Origin of the sequence: Burkholderia sp. RF2-non_BP3 (genome assembly GCF_001522185.1) — a bacterium.
GTDB classification, from domain to species: domain Bacteria; phylum Pseudomonadota; class Gammaproteobacteria; order Burkholderiales; family Burkholderiaceae; genus Burkholderia; species Burkholderia diffusa.
This window is the reverse complement of sequence record NZ_LOSU01000009.1, coordinates 191370-207440: the sequence shown is the minus strand read 5'-3', so window position 1 is coordinate 207440 and position 16071 is coordinate 191370. Positions and strand designations below refer to the sequence as shown.

At 66.8% G+C, this 16071-nt stretch carries 13 protein-coding genes and 2 pseudogenes; 10 read left to right on the top strand and 5 right to left on the bottom strand.

The window, feature by feature from the left end; all coding sequences use genetic code 11:
• The first annotated feature begins 323 nt into the window (after positions 1-323).
• Positions 324-1448, top strand: coding sequence for an OpgC domain-containing protein (locus WS45_RS03060; protein WP_059698113.1), 1125 nt, complete (start codon positions 324-326; stop codon positions 1446-1448).
• Positions 1449-1518: 70 nt separating this feature from the next.
• Here the strand turns inward: WS45_RS03060 and WS45_RS03055 are convergent, their stop codons facing one another.
• Both WS45_RS03055 and WS45_RS03050 read right to left on the bottom strand, forming a co-directional pair.
• On the bottom strand, positions 1519-1725 hold the full coding sequence (locus WS45_RS03055) for a hypothetical protein (RefSeq protein WP_059528816.1): 207 nt from the start codon (positions 1723-1725) through the stop codon (positions 1519-1521).
• A gap of 120 nt (positions 1726-1845) precedes the next feature.
• Positions 1846-3369 carry a peptide MFS transporter gene (locus tag WS45_RS03050; protein ID WP_059528813.1) on the bottom strand — a complete coding sequence of 508 codons (1524 nt, stop codon included), beginning with the start codon at positions 3367-3369 and terminating at the stop codon, positions 1846-1848.
• A 498-nt stretch (positions 3370-3867) separates the two neighbouring features.
• Here WS45_RS03050 and WS45_RS03045 point away from each other — a divergent pair, with 498 nt between their 5' ends.
• The 7 genes from WS45_RS03045 to WS45_RS03015 all read left to right on the top strand — a co-directional run bounded on the left by WS45_RS03045 (position 3868) and on the right by WS45_RS03015 (position 11745).
• The gene (locus tag WS45_RS03045) at positions 3868-4449 is read left to right on the top strand and encodes a cupin domain-containing protein (RefSeq protein WP_059448921.1); all 582 of its coding nucleotides are present in this window, start codon (positions 3868-3870) and stop codon (positions 4447-4449) included.
• 177 nt (positions 4450-4626) lie between these two features.
• On the top strand, positions 4627-6240 hold the full coding sequence (locus WS45_RS03040; protein ID WP_059698111.1) for a peptide ABC transporter substrate-binding protein: 1614 nt from the start codon (positions 4627-4629) through the stop codon (positions 6238-6240).
• A gap of 11 nt (positions 6241-6251) precedes the next feature.
• A complete protein-coding gene (locus WS45_RS03035; RefSeq protein ID WP_059528807.1) occupies positions 6252-7190 on the top strand; it encodes an ABC transporter permease subunit in 939 nt (312 codons plus the stop codon).
• 13 nt (positions 7191-7203) lie between these two features.
• The gene (locus WS45_RS03030) at positions 7204-8106 is read left to right on the top strand and encodes an ABC transporter permease (protein ID WP_059528804.1); all 903 of its coding nucleotides are present in this window, start codon (positions 7204-7206) and stop codon (positions 8104-8106) included.
• Position 8107: 1 nt separating this feature from the next.
• Positions 8108-9100: an ABC transporter ATP-binding protein gene (locus WS45_RS03025; protein ID WP_059698109.1), complete on the top strand. Its 993-nt coding sequence runs from the start codon at positions 8108-8110 to the stop codon at positions 9098-9100.
• Positions 9097-10119: an ABC transporter ATP-binding protein gene (locus WS45_RS03020; protein WP_059528798.1), complete on the top strand. Its 1023-nt coding sequence runs from the start codon at positions 9097-9099 to the stop codon at positions 10117-10119. Before WS45_RS03025 ends, WS45_RS03020 begins: the two co-directional genes overlap by 4 nt.
• A 159-nt stretch (positions 10120-10278) precedes the next feature.
• Entirely contained in the window at positions 10279-11745 is a 1467-nt protein-coding gene (locus tag WS45_RS03015) for an OprD family porin (RefSeq protein WP_059529116.1), read from the top strand.
• Positions 11746-11812: 67 nt separating this feature from the next.
• Here WS45_RS03015 and WS45_RS03010 read toward each other — a convergent pair whose 3' ends face one another.
• The 3 genes and pseudogenes from WS45_RS03010 to WS45_RS36505 all read right to left on the bottom strand — a co-directional run.
• Positions 11813-12805, bottom strand: a complete 993-nt coding sequence (locus tag WS45_RS03010; RefSeq protein WP_059528794.1) for a DedA family protein/thiosulfate sulfurtransferase GlpE — start codon at positions 12803-12805, stop codon at positions 11813-11815.
• 163 nt (positions 12806-12968) lie between these two features.
• Positions 12969-13238, bottom strand: coding sequence for a hypothetical protein (locus WS45_RS03005; protein ID WP_040138862.1), 270 nt, complete (start codon positions 13236-13238; stop codon positions 12969-12971).
• Between the two features lie 245 nt (positions 13239-13483).
• Positions 13484-13771 (bottom strand): annotated as a pseudogene (locus WS45_RS36505) (phospholipase domain-containing protein); the annotation flags it as partial.
• Positions 13772-14036: 265 nt separating this feature from the next.
• Between WS45_RS36505 and WS45_RS36365 the strand changes: the two are divergent.
• Positions 14037-14157 (top strand): annotated as a pseudogene (locus WS45_RS36365) (GNAT family N-acetyltransferase); the annotation flags it as partial.
• 312 nt (positions 14158-14469) lie between these two features.
• On the top strand, positions 14470-16065 hold the full coding sequence (locus tag WS45_RS02995; protein WP_059698105.1) for a thioredoxin family protein: 1596 nt from the start codon (positions 14470-14472) through the stop codon (positions 16063-16065).
• Positions 16066-16071 lie beyond the last annotated feature (6 nt).

Genomic DNA, 16071 nt, shown 5'->3' with positions numbered 1-16071 from the left:
GAATCTCGCGATGCCGGCGTCGAACCGGCATCGTGCTGACGCCCGGCTGGCGGCCTTGCCAGCTTCGTATCGTCGACGTCACGCCTGTAATCGAATAGAAGATTCCGTTGCACTTTGTTACTTAGGGTATCCCCCGACCGGCCGCTAGACTGACCTGACCGTCTTTTCTTCGTATGCGGCTTTTCCATGAACGGTCATTTCCGTGCCGGGCCGGCCGGATTGGCGCGATGCGAGCATACGCGCATCGCCGCCGATCGCGTTCGCCTTCTCCTTTCCGAATCTTCCACCGGTGCGTGCCGCGCCGTCGTCGCGCAGGTGCGGCCATGTCGTTGAGCATGCCGCCCGCCGTCCCGATGCCGCCGGCGCGCGGCGGCCGCCTGATCGAAGTCGACTTCTTCCGCGGCATCGTGCTGCTGATGATCGTCGTCGATCACATCGGCGCGAGCATGCTGTCGCGCGTGACGCTCCACGCATTCGCGCTGTGCGACGCGGCCGAGGTGTTCGTGTTCCTCGGCGGCTTCGCGACCGCGAGCGCGTACGGCGCGATCGCCGACCGGCACGGCGCGCGCGCCGCGCAGCGGCGGTTCGTGCACCGCGCGATGCAGATCTATCGCGCGTTTCTCGCGACGTCGACGCTGATGCTCGTCGTGTCCGCCGTGCTCGACCATTTCGGGATCGACGCGCCGAACCTCGCGCTCGACGACGTCAGCGTGATGCTCGCGTCGCCGCTCACGGGCGCGGCCGAGTTGCTCACGTTCCAGCGCCAGCCGTATCTCGCGTCGGTGCTGCCGATGTACGTGCTGTTCGCGCTCGCGTCGCCGGTGATCGTGCCGTTCGCGCGCCGCCATCCGTGGCTGCTCGTCGCGTCGAGCGCGGCGTCGTGGCTCGCGGCCGGCTGGCTCGGCCCCGAACTGCTGGACACCGACGGGTTTCGCTGGAGCTTCAACCCGTTTGCATGGCAACTGATGTTCGTCGCCGGCGTGCTCGCGCGCTGCCAGCCGTTCTACCGGCACGTCGCGCTCGGGCGCTGGAGCGCCGCGGCGACCGGTGTCGCGTGCGCGATCGTGCTCGGTTGCGCGAGCTACAAGCTGTTCTCGGGGCTGCCGGTGCCGGAAGGCGTGCTCAAGCGCGATCTCGCGCTGCCGCGCATCGTGAGCTTCGCGGCGATCGCGTGGCTGATGGCCGATTGCGTGCGCCGCGGCTGGATCGCGCGCATCGCGCAGGCCGTTCAGCCCGTCGTCGCGGTCGGCCGGCGCGGCCTGATCTGCTTCGTCGCGGGCGCGGCGATCTCGCTCGTCATCGATTCGCTGCTGCATCCGGTCGCGAACGGCGCCGAGCTGCGGCACATCGGCGTGGGCTTCGCGGCCGACGCATGCGCGGTCGGGCTGATGATGGCCGTGGCGGGTTCGGGAACGTGGTTCGCGCGCTGGCGCGGCGCGACCGCATGAGCGGCACGGAAGCATCGGCAACGCGGAAGCACGGAGGCGGCACGCAGGGTGCCGCGCGGCGCAGGTGCGCTCAGTGAGGTGAGCCGATGCGGGAGCGGGGGACGGCGGTCGCGTCGTCGGATTCGGCGTCGTCGCGTTCGTCGGACTTCGGATCGTCCTGCTCCGCGAGCACCGCGTCGGCTTCGGCCGCGGCCCGGGCGGCGCGCAACGCGGTGCAGCGCTGCGCGTGCCGGATATCCGACAGTATCCTCAAGAGCCGAGTCGTTTTGCTTTTCATGATCTTCTCCCGCCAGTGCGCATCGCGACGGAGCGGATGCGCCGTTGCAACCAGTGTAGGACGTGCTGGCCGCGCTGGCGGGAGAATGTGGCGTGCAGGCCGCACGCCGAGGGATAGTACTTACTGCGCCGAGGCCATCGCCTGCGCCTGAACGGCTTCTTCCTCGCGGCGCTCTTCCGCGCAGCGCTGATGCTGACGCGACAGGCGGTTCATCATCGGCAGCAGCAGCAGTGCGAGCAGCATGCCGATCGCGGCGAGCCAGCCGAGCTTCTCGAACAGCGACAGGTAGAGCGGCAGCGATTCGGTGGCCGGCAGGTCGTGCGACGGCATCTGCGCGAAGTTCGCGACGACGCTGCCCAGATACTGCGACACACCCGTCGCGACGAAATACGCACCCATCATGAAGCCGCTCATGCGCGCCGGCACGTAGCGGGCGATCATTGCGAGGCCGAGACCGCTCACCAGCAGTTCGCCGAGCGAGTAGAGGCCGTAGCCCCACACCATGAACCACGACGACACGCGACCGTCCACCGCGTAGCGGCCGCTGATCGTGAACACCAGGTAGCCGGCCGCCACTGCTCCGAAGCCGAGTGCATACTTCGCCGCGACCGGCAGGTCACGGCCGCTCTTCGCGACCGCGTTGTAGACCCACACGAGCACCGGGCTCAGCATCATGATCCAGATCGGGTTCAGCGCCTGGAACTGCGCGGCGCTCCACGTGAACAGCGTCGTGCCGAACAGCATGAAGCGCGGATCGACGTTGCGCAGCGCGAACAGCGTCAGCGACGTCGACATCTGCACGTAGAAGATGAAGAACAGGATCACCTGGCCGATCAGCACGAGCGCCGCGATCAGGCCCGCGCGCTCCGAGCGTTCCGACTTCGCGATCATGTACGCGAAGATCGCGAGGATCGCGAATGCGGCCGTCCACACGCTCGCGACCGCGAGCTGCTTGTGCTGCAGCACGTAGAGCGTGATCAGCGCGAGCGCGACGCCGCCTGCCGCCACGCCGCCGAGGCGCTTCCAGCGGATCGGTTCGTCGTCGGGCTGCGAGCCGATGTGCGCGAGCGTGCGGTGCATCAGCATGAAGTTCAGGATCGCGAGCAGCATGCCGGCGCAGCAGACCGCGAACGCAGTGTGCCAGCCCCAGTGATCCTTGATCCACGGCGTCGCGAGCATCGACACCGTCGAGCCGATGTTGACCGCCATGTAGTAGATCGTGAACGCGCTGTCGATGCGCGCATCGTCGCCTTCGTAGATGCGGCGCACGAGGTTCGCCGCGTTGGCCTTGAACAGGCCGTTGCCGACGACGATCACGCCGAGCGACGCATACATGTATGCCAGCGCGTCGTTCGGCACCGCCAGCATCAGGTAGCCGGCGCACAGCACGGCCGCGCCGATGATCATCGTGCGACGGGCGCCGAGCACCTTGTCGCCGATCCAGCCGCCGATCGACGGCGACGCGTAGACGAGCGCGGTGAACGCGCCCCAGGTCAGGTTCGCATGGCTGTCGGTGAAACCGAGCCGGTCGACCATGAAGAGGACCAGGAGCGCGGCCATGCCGTAATAGCCGAAGCGCTCCCACATTTCGATAAGGAAGACCGTCGTAAACGATCGGGTCTGTGAAACAGGTGCGTGCATCATCAATCTCGTTTGAAACGGACGGCGCGGATCGCGCGTCGCCTTGGGGGTCGAACTGGCGCCGGAGCACTGTGGCCGGGTAGGCTTTGCGTCGGCGATGGAGCAGTCGGGCGGTTAGCCCGGGCCGGGGTCGGACGCCGCCAGGCAAGGCGGTGCAAGGCCCCGACCGGCGCGCGAATGGTAACGTTTGCCGGTCCGGTGCGTCAGGTCCGCGCCACTCAGGGAAACTCCCGATATGGCAGCAGCTTTCAGGAACATTTGTCTCATCATCTATTTGTAAGCTTCGCGCCCGTTCTCCGCAAATTCCCGGAGAGCCGCTTGCAGCTTGCCTGTGAAGCGGGCGAGTCTGGCAAGATAGCGCGTCGTTTCGCTCGCTTCGTGCCCTGTTTAGTGCACCGGGCTCAACACCGAAGACGTGTGCGAAACCGAAGACTAAGCCAAATCGATCTAACTTAGTTACTTTCCATCAAACATTTTTTGACGACCACTTTTCGGCCTGCTATGGTTCCCCCCACTGAAAACTCGCAGTCGGCAGACGCTGCCGCAGCACTGGGCAGCAAGATCCGCGCGTTGCGCCAACGACTCAAGCGCACGCTCGACGACACCGCTACCGCCGCGGGGATTTCGAAGCCGTTTCTGTCTCAAGTCGAACGCGGGCTCGCGTCGCCGTCGCTGACGTCGCTGGCCGGTATCGCACAGGCGCTCGGCGTGACGGTGCAGTACTTCGTGGATACGCCGAGCGAGGAACGCTCGGTCTGCAGAGGCGATCAGTTGCGCTTCTTCGGATTCGCCGATTCGGCGAACCTGTTCGCGAGGCTGACCAACGTGACCGAAGGGCGTCAGCTCGAGGCGATCCTCGTGCGGATGCCGCCGGGGCAGAAGCGGTCTGAAGTGACGACACATGCAGGAGAGGAGTTCCTGTATGTGATTGAAGGGGAAGTGTCGCTGACGCTGGAAGGCAAGACGTTCGTCCTGCAGGCCGGCGACAGTTCGCACTATCAGTCGACGGTCCCGCACAGCTGGGTCAACACCGCGAAGATCGAGTCGGTGGTGGTCTGGGTCGGTACACCGCGGCTGTTCTAACGCACAGGTATTCCTTCGTTTCCGAGACGGAATGCCTGTCGAAAGAAACGTAAGGAATACTAAGATGCAATACGAGAATCACGGGCCTCCTCAATCGCTGAACCCGTCAGCGTCTCACGCGTAACCGCGGCATTCGCCGCGCATCGCTCACCGAACAACCTTCTCAAGACCGCCACGATGAAATCCTTGCATGCCATGTCGGCCGTGCTGGCCGCGCTCGCCCTGACGACGCCCGCCGCTCACGCCGTGACCGTTCCGTCGAACGTCGCGCTCGCTCCTCAACAGGACCTGACGCGCCAGGTGCCCGCCGAAGTCGAGTCGCTCGACCCGGCGCACATCGAGTCGTGGACCGGCAACACGATCGGCCTCGATCTGTTCGAAGGGCTCGCCCGCATCGATGCAGCCGGCCAGGTCGTGCCGGGCGTCGCGCAGTCGTGGGAGCGCAAGACACCGCAAACGTGGGTCTTCAAGCTGCGCCACGATGCGAAGTGGAGCAACGGCCAGCCGGTGACGGCCGCCGATTTCGTCTATGCGTGGCAGCGCCTCGTCGATCCGAAGACGGGCTCGAAGTACACGATCCTCGTCGAGTTCGTGAAGAACTCGAAGGACATCATCGCCGGCAAGGCCGCGCCGACGACGCTCGGCGTGCGCGCGGTCGACCCGTACACGCTGGAAGTGACGACCGACGTGCCCGTCGCGTTCTTCCCCGAACTGACCGCGATGGTGCCGCTCGCGCCGGTGAACAAGGACACCGTCGCGAAGTTCGGCGACGCATGGACGCGACCGGGCAACATCGTCAGCAACGGTGCGTATCAGCTCGTCGACTGGCAGCCGAACAACCGCATCGTGATCTCGAAGGACGCGAAGTACTGGAACGCGCCGAAGGTCGTGATCAACAAGGTCACGTACCTGCCGATCGAAAGCGACGAAACGGCGATGCGCATGTACCAGGCCGGCCAGATCGACTACAGCTACTCGATCCCGTCGGGCATCTTCCAGCAGGTCAGCAAGCAGTTCGGCGGCGAACTGCGCCCGGGCCTGCAGCTCGCGACCTATTACTACTACCTGAACAACAGCGACGCGGCGCTCAAGGACAAGCGCGTGCGCCAGGCGCTGTCGATGGTGATCGATCGCGACGTGCTGACGTCGAAGCTCACGCAGGCCGGCGAGAAGCCGATGTACGGCCTGATGCCGAACGGCACGAAGGGCGTGCAGCCGTTCACGCCGGAATGGGCGTCGTGGCCGATGGCCAAGCGTATCTCGACCGCGAAGGACCTGCTGAAGCAGGCCGGCTACTCGGACGCGAAGCCGCTGTCGTTCACGCTCACGTACAACACCAACGACCTGCACAAGAAGGTCGCGCTGTTCACCGCATCGGAATGGCGCACGAAGCTCGGCATCAACACGAAGCTCGAGAACGTCGAGTTCAAGGTGCTGATGAAGGAACGGCATGACGGCAAGGTGCAGATCGCGCGCGACGGCTGGTTCGCCGACTACAACGACGCGATGACCTTCTTCGACCTGATCCGCTGCGGCAGCTCGCAGAACACCGTCGGCTACTGCAACAAGCAGGTCGACACGTTCGTCGACGACGGCAACCAGAAGCTCGACGACAAGGCGCGCGCCGCGCTGCTCACGCAGGCGCACGACACGGCGATGAACGACACGCCGATGGTGCCGCTGTTCCAGTACTCGGCGGACCGTCTCGTGAAGCCCTACGTGGGCGGCTACTCGCTGAAGAACGTGATCGACATGCGTGCTTCGCAGGACATGTACCTGATCAAGCACTGAGCGGAGCGATCATGCTGGCCTACGCATTGAGACGCACGTTGTGGGCGGTGCCGACGATTCTCGCCGTCATCACCGTCTGCTACCTGCTGCTGCACTTCACGCCCGGCGGTCCGTTCGATACGGAGAAGCAGCTGTCCGCGGCGACGCTCGCGAACCTGAACGCGAAGTACCACCTCGACGAGCCGCTGTGGAAGCAGTACCTGCTGTATCTCGGTTCGCTGCTGCAAGGCGATCTCGGCCCGTCGTTCCGTTACGTCGACTGGTCGGTGAACGATCTCGTGAAGAAGGCGCTGCCCGTGAGTCTCGGCGTGGGCGGTGTGTCGATCCCGATCTCGATCGTGTTCGGCGTGCTGCTGGGTACCGTCGCGGCCGTGCGCCGCGACAGCCTGATCGATCGCTTCGTGATGCTGATCGGCAACTTCGGCAACGTCGTGCCGCCGTTCGTGCTCGGCCCGGTGCTGGTGTGGATCTTCGCGATCCTGCTCAAGACGTCGGCCGGCAACGGCTGGCTGCCGGCCGGCGGCTGGGGCGACGGCGGCTGGCAGTACCGGCTGCTGCCGATCGTGCTGCTGACCTTCATCAACGTGTCGCTCCTCGCACGCGTGATGCGCGGCTCGATGATCGAGACGCTGTCGAGCAACTACATCCGCACCGCGCGCGCGAAGGGCCTGCCGGGCTCGACGATCGTGCTGCGCCACGCGCTCAAGCCCGCGCTGATGCCGGTCGTGTCGCTGTTCGGCACGGTCTGCATCACGTCGATCACGGCGGCCGTCGTCACCGAATCGGTGTTCGCGCTGCCGGGGCTCGGGCAGTTGGTCGTGAACGGCGCGATCAACCGCGACTACACGCTGGTGCTCGGCCTCGTCGTGCTGACGACCGTCTGTGCGGTGCTGTTCAACCTGCTGGTCGACCTCGCGTACGCGTGGCTCGATCCGCGCATCCGTTATTGAGCGAGGCACTGCGATGACTCCGACCACTCCCGTCGTCAGTCTGCCCGTGCAGACCGACTCGCCGCCGCGTTCGCGCTCGCCGCTCGCGCTCGCGTTCGCGCGCTTTCTTCACAACCGCGCGGCCGTGTTCAGCCTCGTGCTGCTCGCGCTCATCACGCTCGCGTGTTTCGTCGGCCCGTGGCTGCTCGCGGCCGATCCCGCCGCGAGCGACTGGGGCGCGATCAGCCTGCCGCCGACGCTCGCGAACCAGCACTGGTTCGGCACCGACGAACTCGGCCGCGACCTGCTCGTGCGCACGCTGATCGGCGGCCGCGTGTCGATCGAGGTCGGCCTGCTCGGCACGCTGGTGTCCGGCCTGTTCGGCGTCGCGTGGGGCGCGACCGCCGGCTTCGCGGGCGGCCGTGTCGACTCCGCGATGATGCGCGTCGTCGACATGATGTACGCGATCCCGTATCTGCTGATCGCGATCCTGATGATGACCCTGTTCGGCCGCTCGTTCATGCTGGTCGTGCTGACCATCAGCGCGTTCTCGTGGATCGACATGGCGCGCGTCGTGCGCGGCCAGACGCTGTCGCTGCGCAATCGCGAGTTCGTCGACGCGGCGCGCGCGATCGGCGTGTCGCCGGCGTCGATCGTGGTGCGCCACGTCGTGCCGAACCTGCTCGGCGTGGTCGTCGTGTACGCGACGGTGTCGGTGCCGAACATCGTGCTGACCGAATCGGTGCTGTCGTTCCTCGGCCTCGGCGTGCAGGAGCCGATGACGAGCTGGGGCGTGCTGATCCAGGACGGCGCGCAGAAACTGGAATCGATGCCGTGGCTGCTGCTGGCGCCGGCCGTCATGCTGTGCGTGACGCTCTATTGCGTGAACTTCGTTGGCGACGGCCTGCGTGACGCGCTCGACCCGAAGGATCGCTGAAATGGCTGCACTGCTGGAAGTTGAAAACCTCGGCGTGCGCTTCTCGCGCAAGGACGCGCCGCCGATCGACGCCGTGAGCGGCGTGTCGTTCTCGCTCGAAGCCGGCAAGACGCTCGGCATCGTCGGCGAGTCGGGCTCGGGCAAGAGTCAGACCGTGATGGCGCTGCTCGGCCTGCTGGCCGGCAACGGCACGACGACAGGCGCCGCGCGCTATCGCGGCGACAACCTGCTCGAGATGGATACGCGCGCGCTGAACGCGGTGCGCGGCGACCGGATCGCGATGATCTTCCAGGATCCGATGACGTCGCTCAATCCGTTCCTGACGATCGAGCGGCAGATGACCGAGACGCTGCAACTGCATCGCAAGCTGTCGCGCAAGGAAGCGACCAGGCGCGCGATCGAGGCGCTCGAGTCGGTGCGCATTCCCGACGCGGCGCGCCGCATCCGCATGTATCCGCATGAATTCTCCGGCGGCATGCGCCAGCGCGTGATGATCGCGATGGCGCTTCTGTCCGAGCCGGAAATCCTGATCGCCGACGAGCCGACCACCGCGCTCGACGTGACCGTGCAGGCGCAGATCATCGATCTGCTGCGCGAGCTGAACCGCGAGCGCGGCACCGCGATCGTGCTGATCACGCACGACATGGGCGTGGTGGCAGGCCTCGCGGACGACGTGATGGTCATGTATGCGGGCCGCACCGTCGAATACGCGCCGGCCGAATCGATCTTCGCGGCGCCGTCGCATCCGTACACGATCGGCTTGCTCAACGCGCTGCCGCGCCTGACCGACGCCGACGATGCGCCGCTCGTCGCGATTCCCGGCAATCCGCCGATGCCCGGCACCGCGCCGGCCGGCTGCGCGTTCGCGAAACGCTGCACGTATGCGCAGGAGCGCTGCGGCGCCGCGCGCCCCGCGCTCGAAACCTATGGCGCCACCGGCGCGGTGCGCGCGTGCCACCGGCCGCTGGCCGAACTGACGGGAGGTCTGCGATGAGCGTCGATGAACGCCGCAATGCCGGCGCGACGGGCGACACGCTGCTGTCCGTCGAGGATCTGAAGGTGCATTTCCGCGTGCCGCTCGGCGGCTATCCGTGGTCGCCGAAGGGCACGCTGCGCGCGGTCGACGGCGTGTCGTTCGACGTGAAGCGCGGCGAGACGGTCGGGCTCGTCGGCGAGTCGGGCTGCGGGAAGTCGACGCTCGCGCGTGCGCTGATCGGCCTCGTGCCGATGACGGCAGGCACGGTGCGCTGGCGCGGCGAAGCCGTCGCGCCCGACCACCTGCGCGGCACCGCGATGCGCCGCGAAGTGCAGATGATCTTCCAGGATCCGCTCGCGTCGCTCGATCCGCGCATGACGATCGAACAGATCGTCGCGGAGCCGCTCGTCACGCACCACGCCGGCCTCGGCCGCGCCGAAGTGCGGCGCCGCGTGGTCACGATGCTCGAGCGGGTCGGCCTGAACGCGCATCACCTGCTGCGCTACCCGCACGAATTTTCGGGCGGACAGTGTCAGCGTGTCGGCATCGCGCGTGCGCTGATCGGCGAGCCGAAGCTCGTGATCTGCGACGAGCCCGTCTCGGCACTCGACGTGTCGATCCAGGCACAGATCGTGAACCTGCTGCGCGATCTGCAACGCGAACTGTCGTTGTCCTATCTGTTCGTCGCGCACGACCTGGCGGTGGTGAAGGCCATCAGCCAGCGCGTGCTCGTGATGTATCTCGGCCGCGTGATGGAGTTCGGCACGCGGCATGACGTGTACGGCGTGCCGCAGCACCCGTACACGAAGGCGCTGCTCGATGCGGCGCCGACGCCGGAGCCGGCGCGCGAGCGTGCTCGCCGTCCGATGCTGCTGGCGGGCGAGATGCCGTCGCCGCTCAACCCGCCGTCCGGCTGCGCGTTTCGCACGCGCTGCCCGGTCGCGATCGACGCGTGCGCGCAGGACGTGCCGCTGCCGGAAGTGCGGCACGGCTCGGCGGCGCGTGTCGCGTGCATCCGGGCGGGCGTGGCGGCATGAAGTGACGCAGCAAACATAACCAGGCAGGTCAACAGGGGTAGGTGCGGCGCGAACGATCTTCGCGCCGCGGGTAAAGGCGCGTCCTTAACCGGGCTCGCCGGGGGGCTGGAAGCGGATCGCAACCGGCGTGGACGACATCAACACAAGACGAGAATGACGATGAAAAAGCAAAAGACGATCGGGACGGCATCGAAGATGCTGCTTGCATGGGGCTTGCCTGCGCTTGCCGGCGTATCGCTGAGCGGCGTCGCGCACGCCGACGACGCGGCCCCCGCACCGCTGACGGTCGCGCAGGCCGCGCCGTCCGCCGGCGCGACGGTTGCGCAGGCAACGACCCCGAACGCCATTATCAACGCCGAGGCGAACCAGGCCGTTACGCCGCCCGATGAGCCTTCGGCGCAGTCGAAGTCGAACGGCTTCATCGCCGACAGCCACCTGAACTTCCTGTTCCGCAACTATGCGGACACGCTCGACAACAAGGGCGGACCGCATCGTCACGCGTGGGTCCAGGGTGCGATGGCGAACTTCGAATCCGGCTACACGACCGGCCTGATCGGCATCGGCTTCGACGCGTCGCTGTATGCGGCGTTGAAGCTCGACGGCGGCGCCGGCGCCGGCAGCATGGTGCACATCGCGAAGGGCGGCGGCGGTTCGAACCAGCTTGCATGGGCCTATCCGGGCATCTACGACGTGAAGGCGCGCATCTCGAACACGGTGGTCAAGTATGGTCTGCAGGCCGTCGACAACCCGTTCATGGAGCAGCACGACAACCGCGCGCTGCCGCCGACGTTCCTCGGCGCGACGATCGTCAGCAACGAGTTCAAGAACGTGATGCTCGAGGCCGGCAGCTTCACGAAGACCGACGCGCGCGGCCACACGACGCTCACCAACCTCACGACCCAGTACGGCGGCACGCGCATCAATCGCCTGACCTACGTCGGCGGCACGTGGGACTACTCGCCGGACGGCGAAGTCGCGCTGTACGCAAACCAGGCCGATGACGTGTGGCACCAGTACTACGCGTCGGTGAAGCACAGCATCGGCGATACGAAGTCGATCAAGTGGACCGGCTTCGGTAACGTTTACTCGACGCACGACACGGGCGACGCGCTGCAGGGCAAGATCAACAACAACGCGTACAGCCTGTCGCTGGCCGCGCAACACGGCCCGCACGAACTGCTGCTCGGTTATCAGCAGGTGCTCGGCGACCAGTTCTTCGACTACCTGAACGAAACAAACGGCATCTTCCTGACCAACTCGATGGACGTCGACTACAACGCGCCGCACGAAAAGTCGCTGCAGCTGCGTTACACGTTCTACGGCAAGGAAGCGGGCCTGCCGGGCTTCAAGGCGATGGTGTGGGGCGTGACGGGCTGGGGCGCGGATGCGAGCGCGGGCGCGGCGGCGGATCCGAGCAAGTCGAGCATCTACTGGAGCAACGGTGCACCGGTGCAGGGCCGTCACCACGAGTTCGGCTTCATCCCGTCGTACACGTTCCAGAGCGGCAAGCTGAAGGACACGAAGGTCACGTTCATCGCGATGTGGCACAACGGTTCCGCGCACTACTCGGACGCGACCAACAAGGAATACCGCCTGGTCGTGAACGTGCCGCTGCACGCGTTCTGATCGAAGGGGGGCGCAACGCCCCCTTCGGCATTTCTCGTCTCGCGCGGCCGGCCTGCGGTCAGTTCGATCAGGCCGGCTTGTGCAACCCCGCCACCGGATCGTTCGCGGCGGGGATGTCTTCCACCAGCGACGTGAGCTGGCGGCCCGTGTCGCGCCAGGCGTCGAGGCCGCCGCGCAGCGGCAGCGCATCGGTGAAGCCAGCGTCGAGCAGACGCTTGGCCATCAGCGCGGCCGTCACTTCGTTCGGGCACGAGCAATACACGACGAACTTCTGCGAGAACGGGTAGCGCGCGACGATGTCCTCGATGTGCCGCTCGTCCGCGAACTGCGCGCCCGGAATCGTGAACGGGTCGAGCTTGCGGTGCTCGGGCGAACGTACGTCGAGCACCACCGGCGCGGCCGCGTCGCGCAGCAGCAGATCGAGTTCGTCGACGCCGATCCGCGCGCTCGCGAGCTGGCGGATCAGCGCACGGCGGCGCATCCAGCGCACGGCCGCATAGACGGCCAGCAGCGCGACGATCACCAGCAGCACCGCGCGGCCGAGCCGGCTCGCGCCGGCGAACAGCCAGTCGATCTGCCGGTAGAACACGAGCCCCGCGACGAGCCCGACGGTCGTCCACAGCGCGGCGCCGAGCGCATCGTAGCCGGCGAACGTGCGATAGCGCGTGCCGAGCGCGCCGGCCATCGGCACCGACACGAGCGACAGCCCCGGAATGAAGCGGGCGACCGCGAGCACGCGCACGCCGTAGCGGCCGAAGAAGCGTTCGGTTTTCCTCACGCAGGTATCGCGCGACAACGACAGCCGGCAGATCGTCTTCAGCGTCGTGCCGCCGTAGCGCCGCCCGGCGACGTACCACACGGTGTCGCCGATCAGCGCGCCGAGGACCGACAGCGCCAGCACCGTCAGGAGCTGCGAGCCGATCATCGCCGGATGCATCGCGGCCATCGCGCCGAACAGCACGAGCGTCGGCATCGCCGGCACGGGCAGGCCGATGGCCGCCGCCAGGACGTTGGCGAAGACGAGAAGCGGCCCGTATTGGGCGACGAGGTCACGGAGCATGACGGCTGGCCGAAAAGGGAGCGCGTGAGGAAGGTACGCGAATGGGCCGATTATCGGCCATTTTCAAGCGGGCGGAGGGGAATGACGGAAAGCGCCTGACGGCGGCAGGGAAATGCGGACAGAACGGTGAGCCAGTGCATTGCACGCGGCTCACCGTTTGACATCAGGAAGGGGTGCGGGCGAGCGAGGCGGCGCCGTGGTTTTCGCCGGGCAGCTCGGCGCCGTGCGAGCGGATCGCCGCGATCAGTTCGGCCGGCGTGATCTCGTAGCGGACCTCGCGGTGAATGCCGGGCTTGCGTTCGTCGATCTCGATCAGCAGCACGCTCTTGCCGTCGCCGGTCGATTCGAGCCTGAGCGAGCGCAGTTCGCGGCCATCGGCCGGGTCGTGTTCGGTGAGCAGGGTCATTGCCCCGGATGAGCCGGTTGTGCGCATCGAACCTATCCTCGTGTCGTGTGTGCCAGATTGGCGAAGATGTCGTTGTTGAATGCAGCTTGACGAAGTTTAACGCGAACGGGCCGCAAGACGGAGCATTTTCGTGGACCCGAAATGAGGGCTGCACCACCGATCCCTCTGATGTATGAGCCACGCCGGGCGGGCGTTTCAGCCGGATCGGACCTCGCCGCGCTCGGCGCCCGGCCGGTGCTCGGGTCGGGCGGGCGCAGTGCCGTCAGAAGCGGCCGGTGAGCCCCATCCATCGCCGGGTCGCTGACCGAGTGGCGACCCGTTTCGACGCGGCCGGTCACGCGGGGCGAGAAGATGGCGTCGCTGTCGGCGGTGACGACGAAGTCGTACCAGTGGGCGAGGTCGCCGGTGAAGCGGCGGCGATAGCCGTGCGGGCCAAGCACCCACAGGTCATATTTGCCGCCGTCGTCGGCGAGCGCCGCCCAGTCGCCGCGCAGCGCCTTGCCCGGTTCGACGACGTAGCGGCGTGGCGCGCGGTCGAGGTGCGGAAATGACATGGTGTGTCGCGTTCGTGACGTTGCGTGCGCAACGAACAAGCGACGCGCGGTGCGGATGTTGGAATGGTCGGAAATTACCGATTTGTGCGAGTGATTTCGGTAAGAAATTGCCGGTTTCGCGAGGGCGACGTGACGCCATGTCGTTGCGTGTGCAACGTTATAGACTTGTGCGTCGACCATGTTTCATTCGCATTAAATCGGATAAGCTCGATGTGTTGTTGCGCTCGCGCGGCGACATGCCCCGGCCCGATACCTTCGACTCCACCCAGTCATGACCGATATCACGATCCGGCACGGCGAGACGCACGACGTCGACGCGATCCGGCAGATCATCGTCGCACCCCGCGGTGTACATGAACACGCTCCAGCATCCGTTTACGTCGCGCGAGAAATGACGGCAGCGGCTCGAACGCCTGCGCGAACAGGGCATTCGTTCATGGGATCGGGCGGCATGACGGGACGATGTCGACGAAGCGCACGTCATATCCATTCGAGAATTCGTTCGTTTTCAACCGGCCGCGCGAATCGTATCGTCGAGCGATTTGCCGATCGTCGCGATTGTCGCGGTCGACACGGCTGCGCGATGTGACCATGCAGCGGCCGGTCGTGGCTTTCCTTGTCGATGCCCTTCGTCGTTTCGTCGCTTCATCGTGTTTTCGTTTCGCCGCTTCCCGTAACCGTCTCTTTCAACGGAACCCGTCTCGATGAAAACCGTTCTCCGTAACGTGACTGCAGCCTGCCTGTTCGCCGCCGCGGGTGCGGCGTTCGCCACCACCGCGCCGCAGGGCGCCGCCGTATCGAGCCCGTCGGGCGACGGCGCGCATCTGCCGCCCGGCATCGCGTGGCAACAGGGCGACGTCGATGCCGCGTTCGCGCTCGCGAAGCGCACCGGCAAGCCGCTGCTGCTGTACTGGGGCGCCGTGTGGTGCCCGTCGTGCAACCAGGTGAAGTCGACGATCTTCAGCCAGCAGGCATTCAAGACCCGTTCGTCGTTCTTCGTGCCCGTGTATCTCGACGGCGATACCGAAAGCGCGCAGAAACTCGGCGAGCGCTTCAAGGTGCACGGCTATCCGACGATGATCCTGTTCCGCCCGGACGGCACCGAGGTGACGCGGCTGCCGGGCGAGGCCGATCTCGACCGCTACATGCAGGCGCTGTCGCTCGGGATGACGGCCGCGCATCCGGTGCGGCAGACGCTCGCGACCGCTCTGAACGACGGCGCGGCACTGACGCCGGCCGAATGGCATCTGCTGGCCGACTATTCCTGGGACACCGACGGCGCGCTGCCGGTGCCGGCCGACCGTGTCGCGGTGACGCTGCAGACGCTGTCGCAACGTGCGCGTGCGGCCGGCGCGAAGGCGGACGCCGCGCGGTTCGCGCTGAAGTCGGCGGTGGTGGCGGCATCGGACGATCCCGCACAGGCCGGCACGCTCGACAAGGCGGCGCTCGCCGACGCGCTGCGCGCGGTGCTGCGCGAGCCGGCGCTGGCGCGTGCCGATTCGGACGTGCTCGTCGCGGCGCCCGCGCGCGTGGTCGCATACCTCGGCGGCGACGCCGCCCAGCGCACGAAGTTGCGCGGCGCGTACGACACGGCACTCGCGCGCCTGTCGACCGACACGACGCTGTCGTCCATCGACCGTCTGATGGCGCTGCACGGCCGCGTGCTGCTCGCGCGCGACGATGCGCACGCCGGCGCGCCGCTCGCCGCGCCGGCGCTGATCGATACCGCACGCAAGCAGATCGCGGCATCGGTGCGGGGCGCCGCGAACGCGTACGAGCGGCAGGCGCTCGTCAGCGAAGCGGCGGACACGCTGACCGACGCGGGGCTGTACGACGAATCCGACGTCTTGCTGAAGGCCGAATTGCCGCGTTCGTCGACGCCGTACTACTTCATGTCGGGACTGGCGGCGAATGCGAAGGCGCGCGGCGACAAGGTCGCGGCGCTCGACTGGTACCGGAAGGCGTACGACTCGGCGAGCGGCCCGGCGACGAAACTGCGCTGGGGCGCGACCTATTTCGCGAACGCGGTCGCGCTGGCGCCGGACGATTCGGCGCGGATCGAGGCGATCGCCGCGAGCGTGCTCGCGCAGGCCGGCAAGACCAAGGATGCGTTTTATGGGGCGAACCTGCGCGCGTTGACCAAGGTCGTCACGCAACTGAATCGCTGGCGCGGCGGCGGCGCGCACGACGCGTCGGTCAGGTCGGTCGTGAAGCAGTTCGACGGGGTGTGCGCGAAGTTGCCTGCGGGCGATCCGCAGGCGGCGGCATGCGCGAAACTGATCGAACCGGTGAAGGCGTGAATGCCT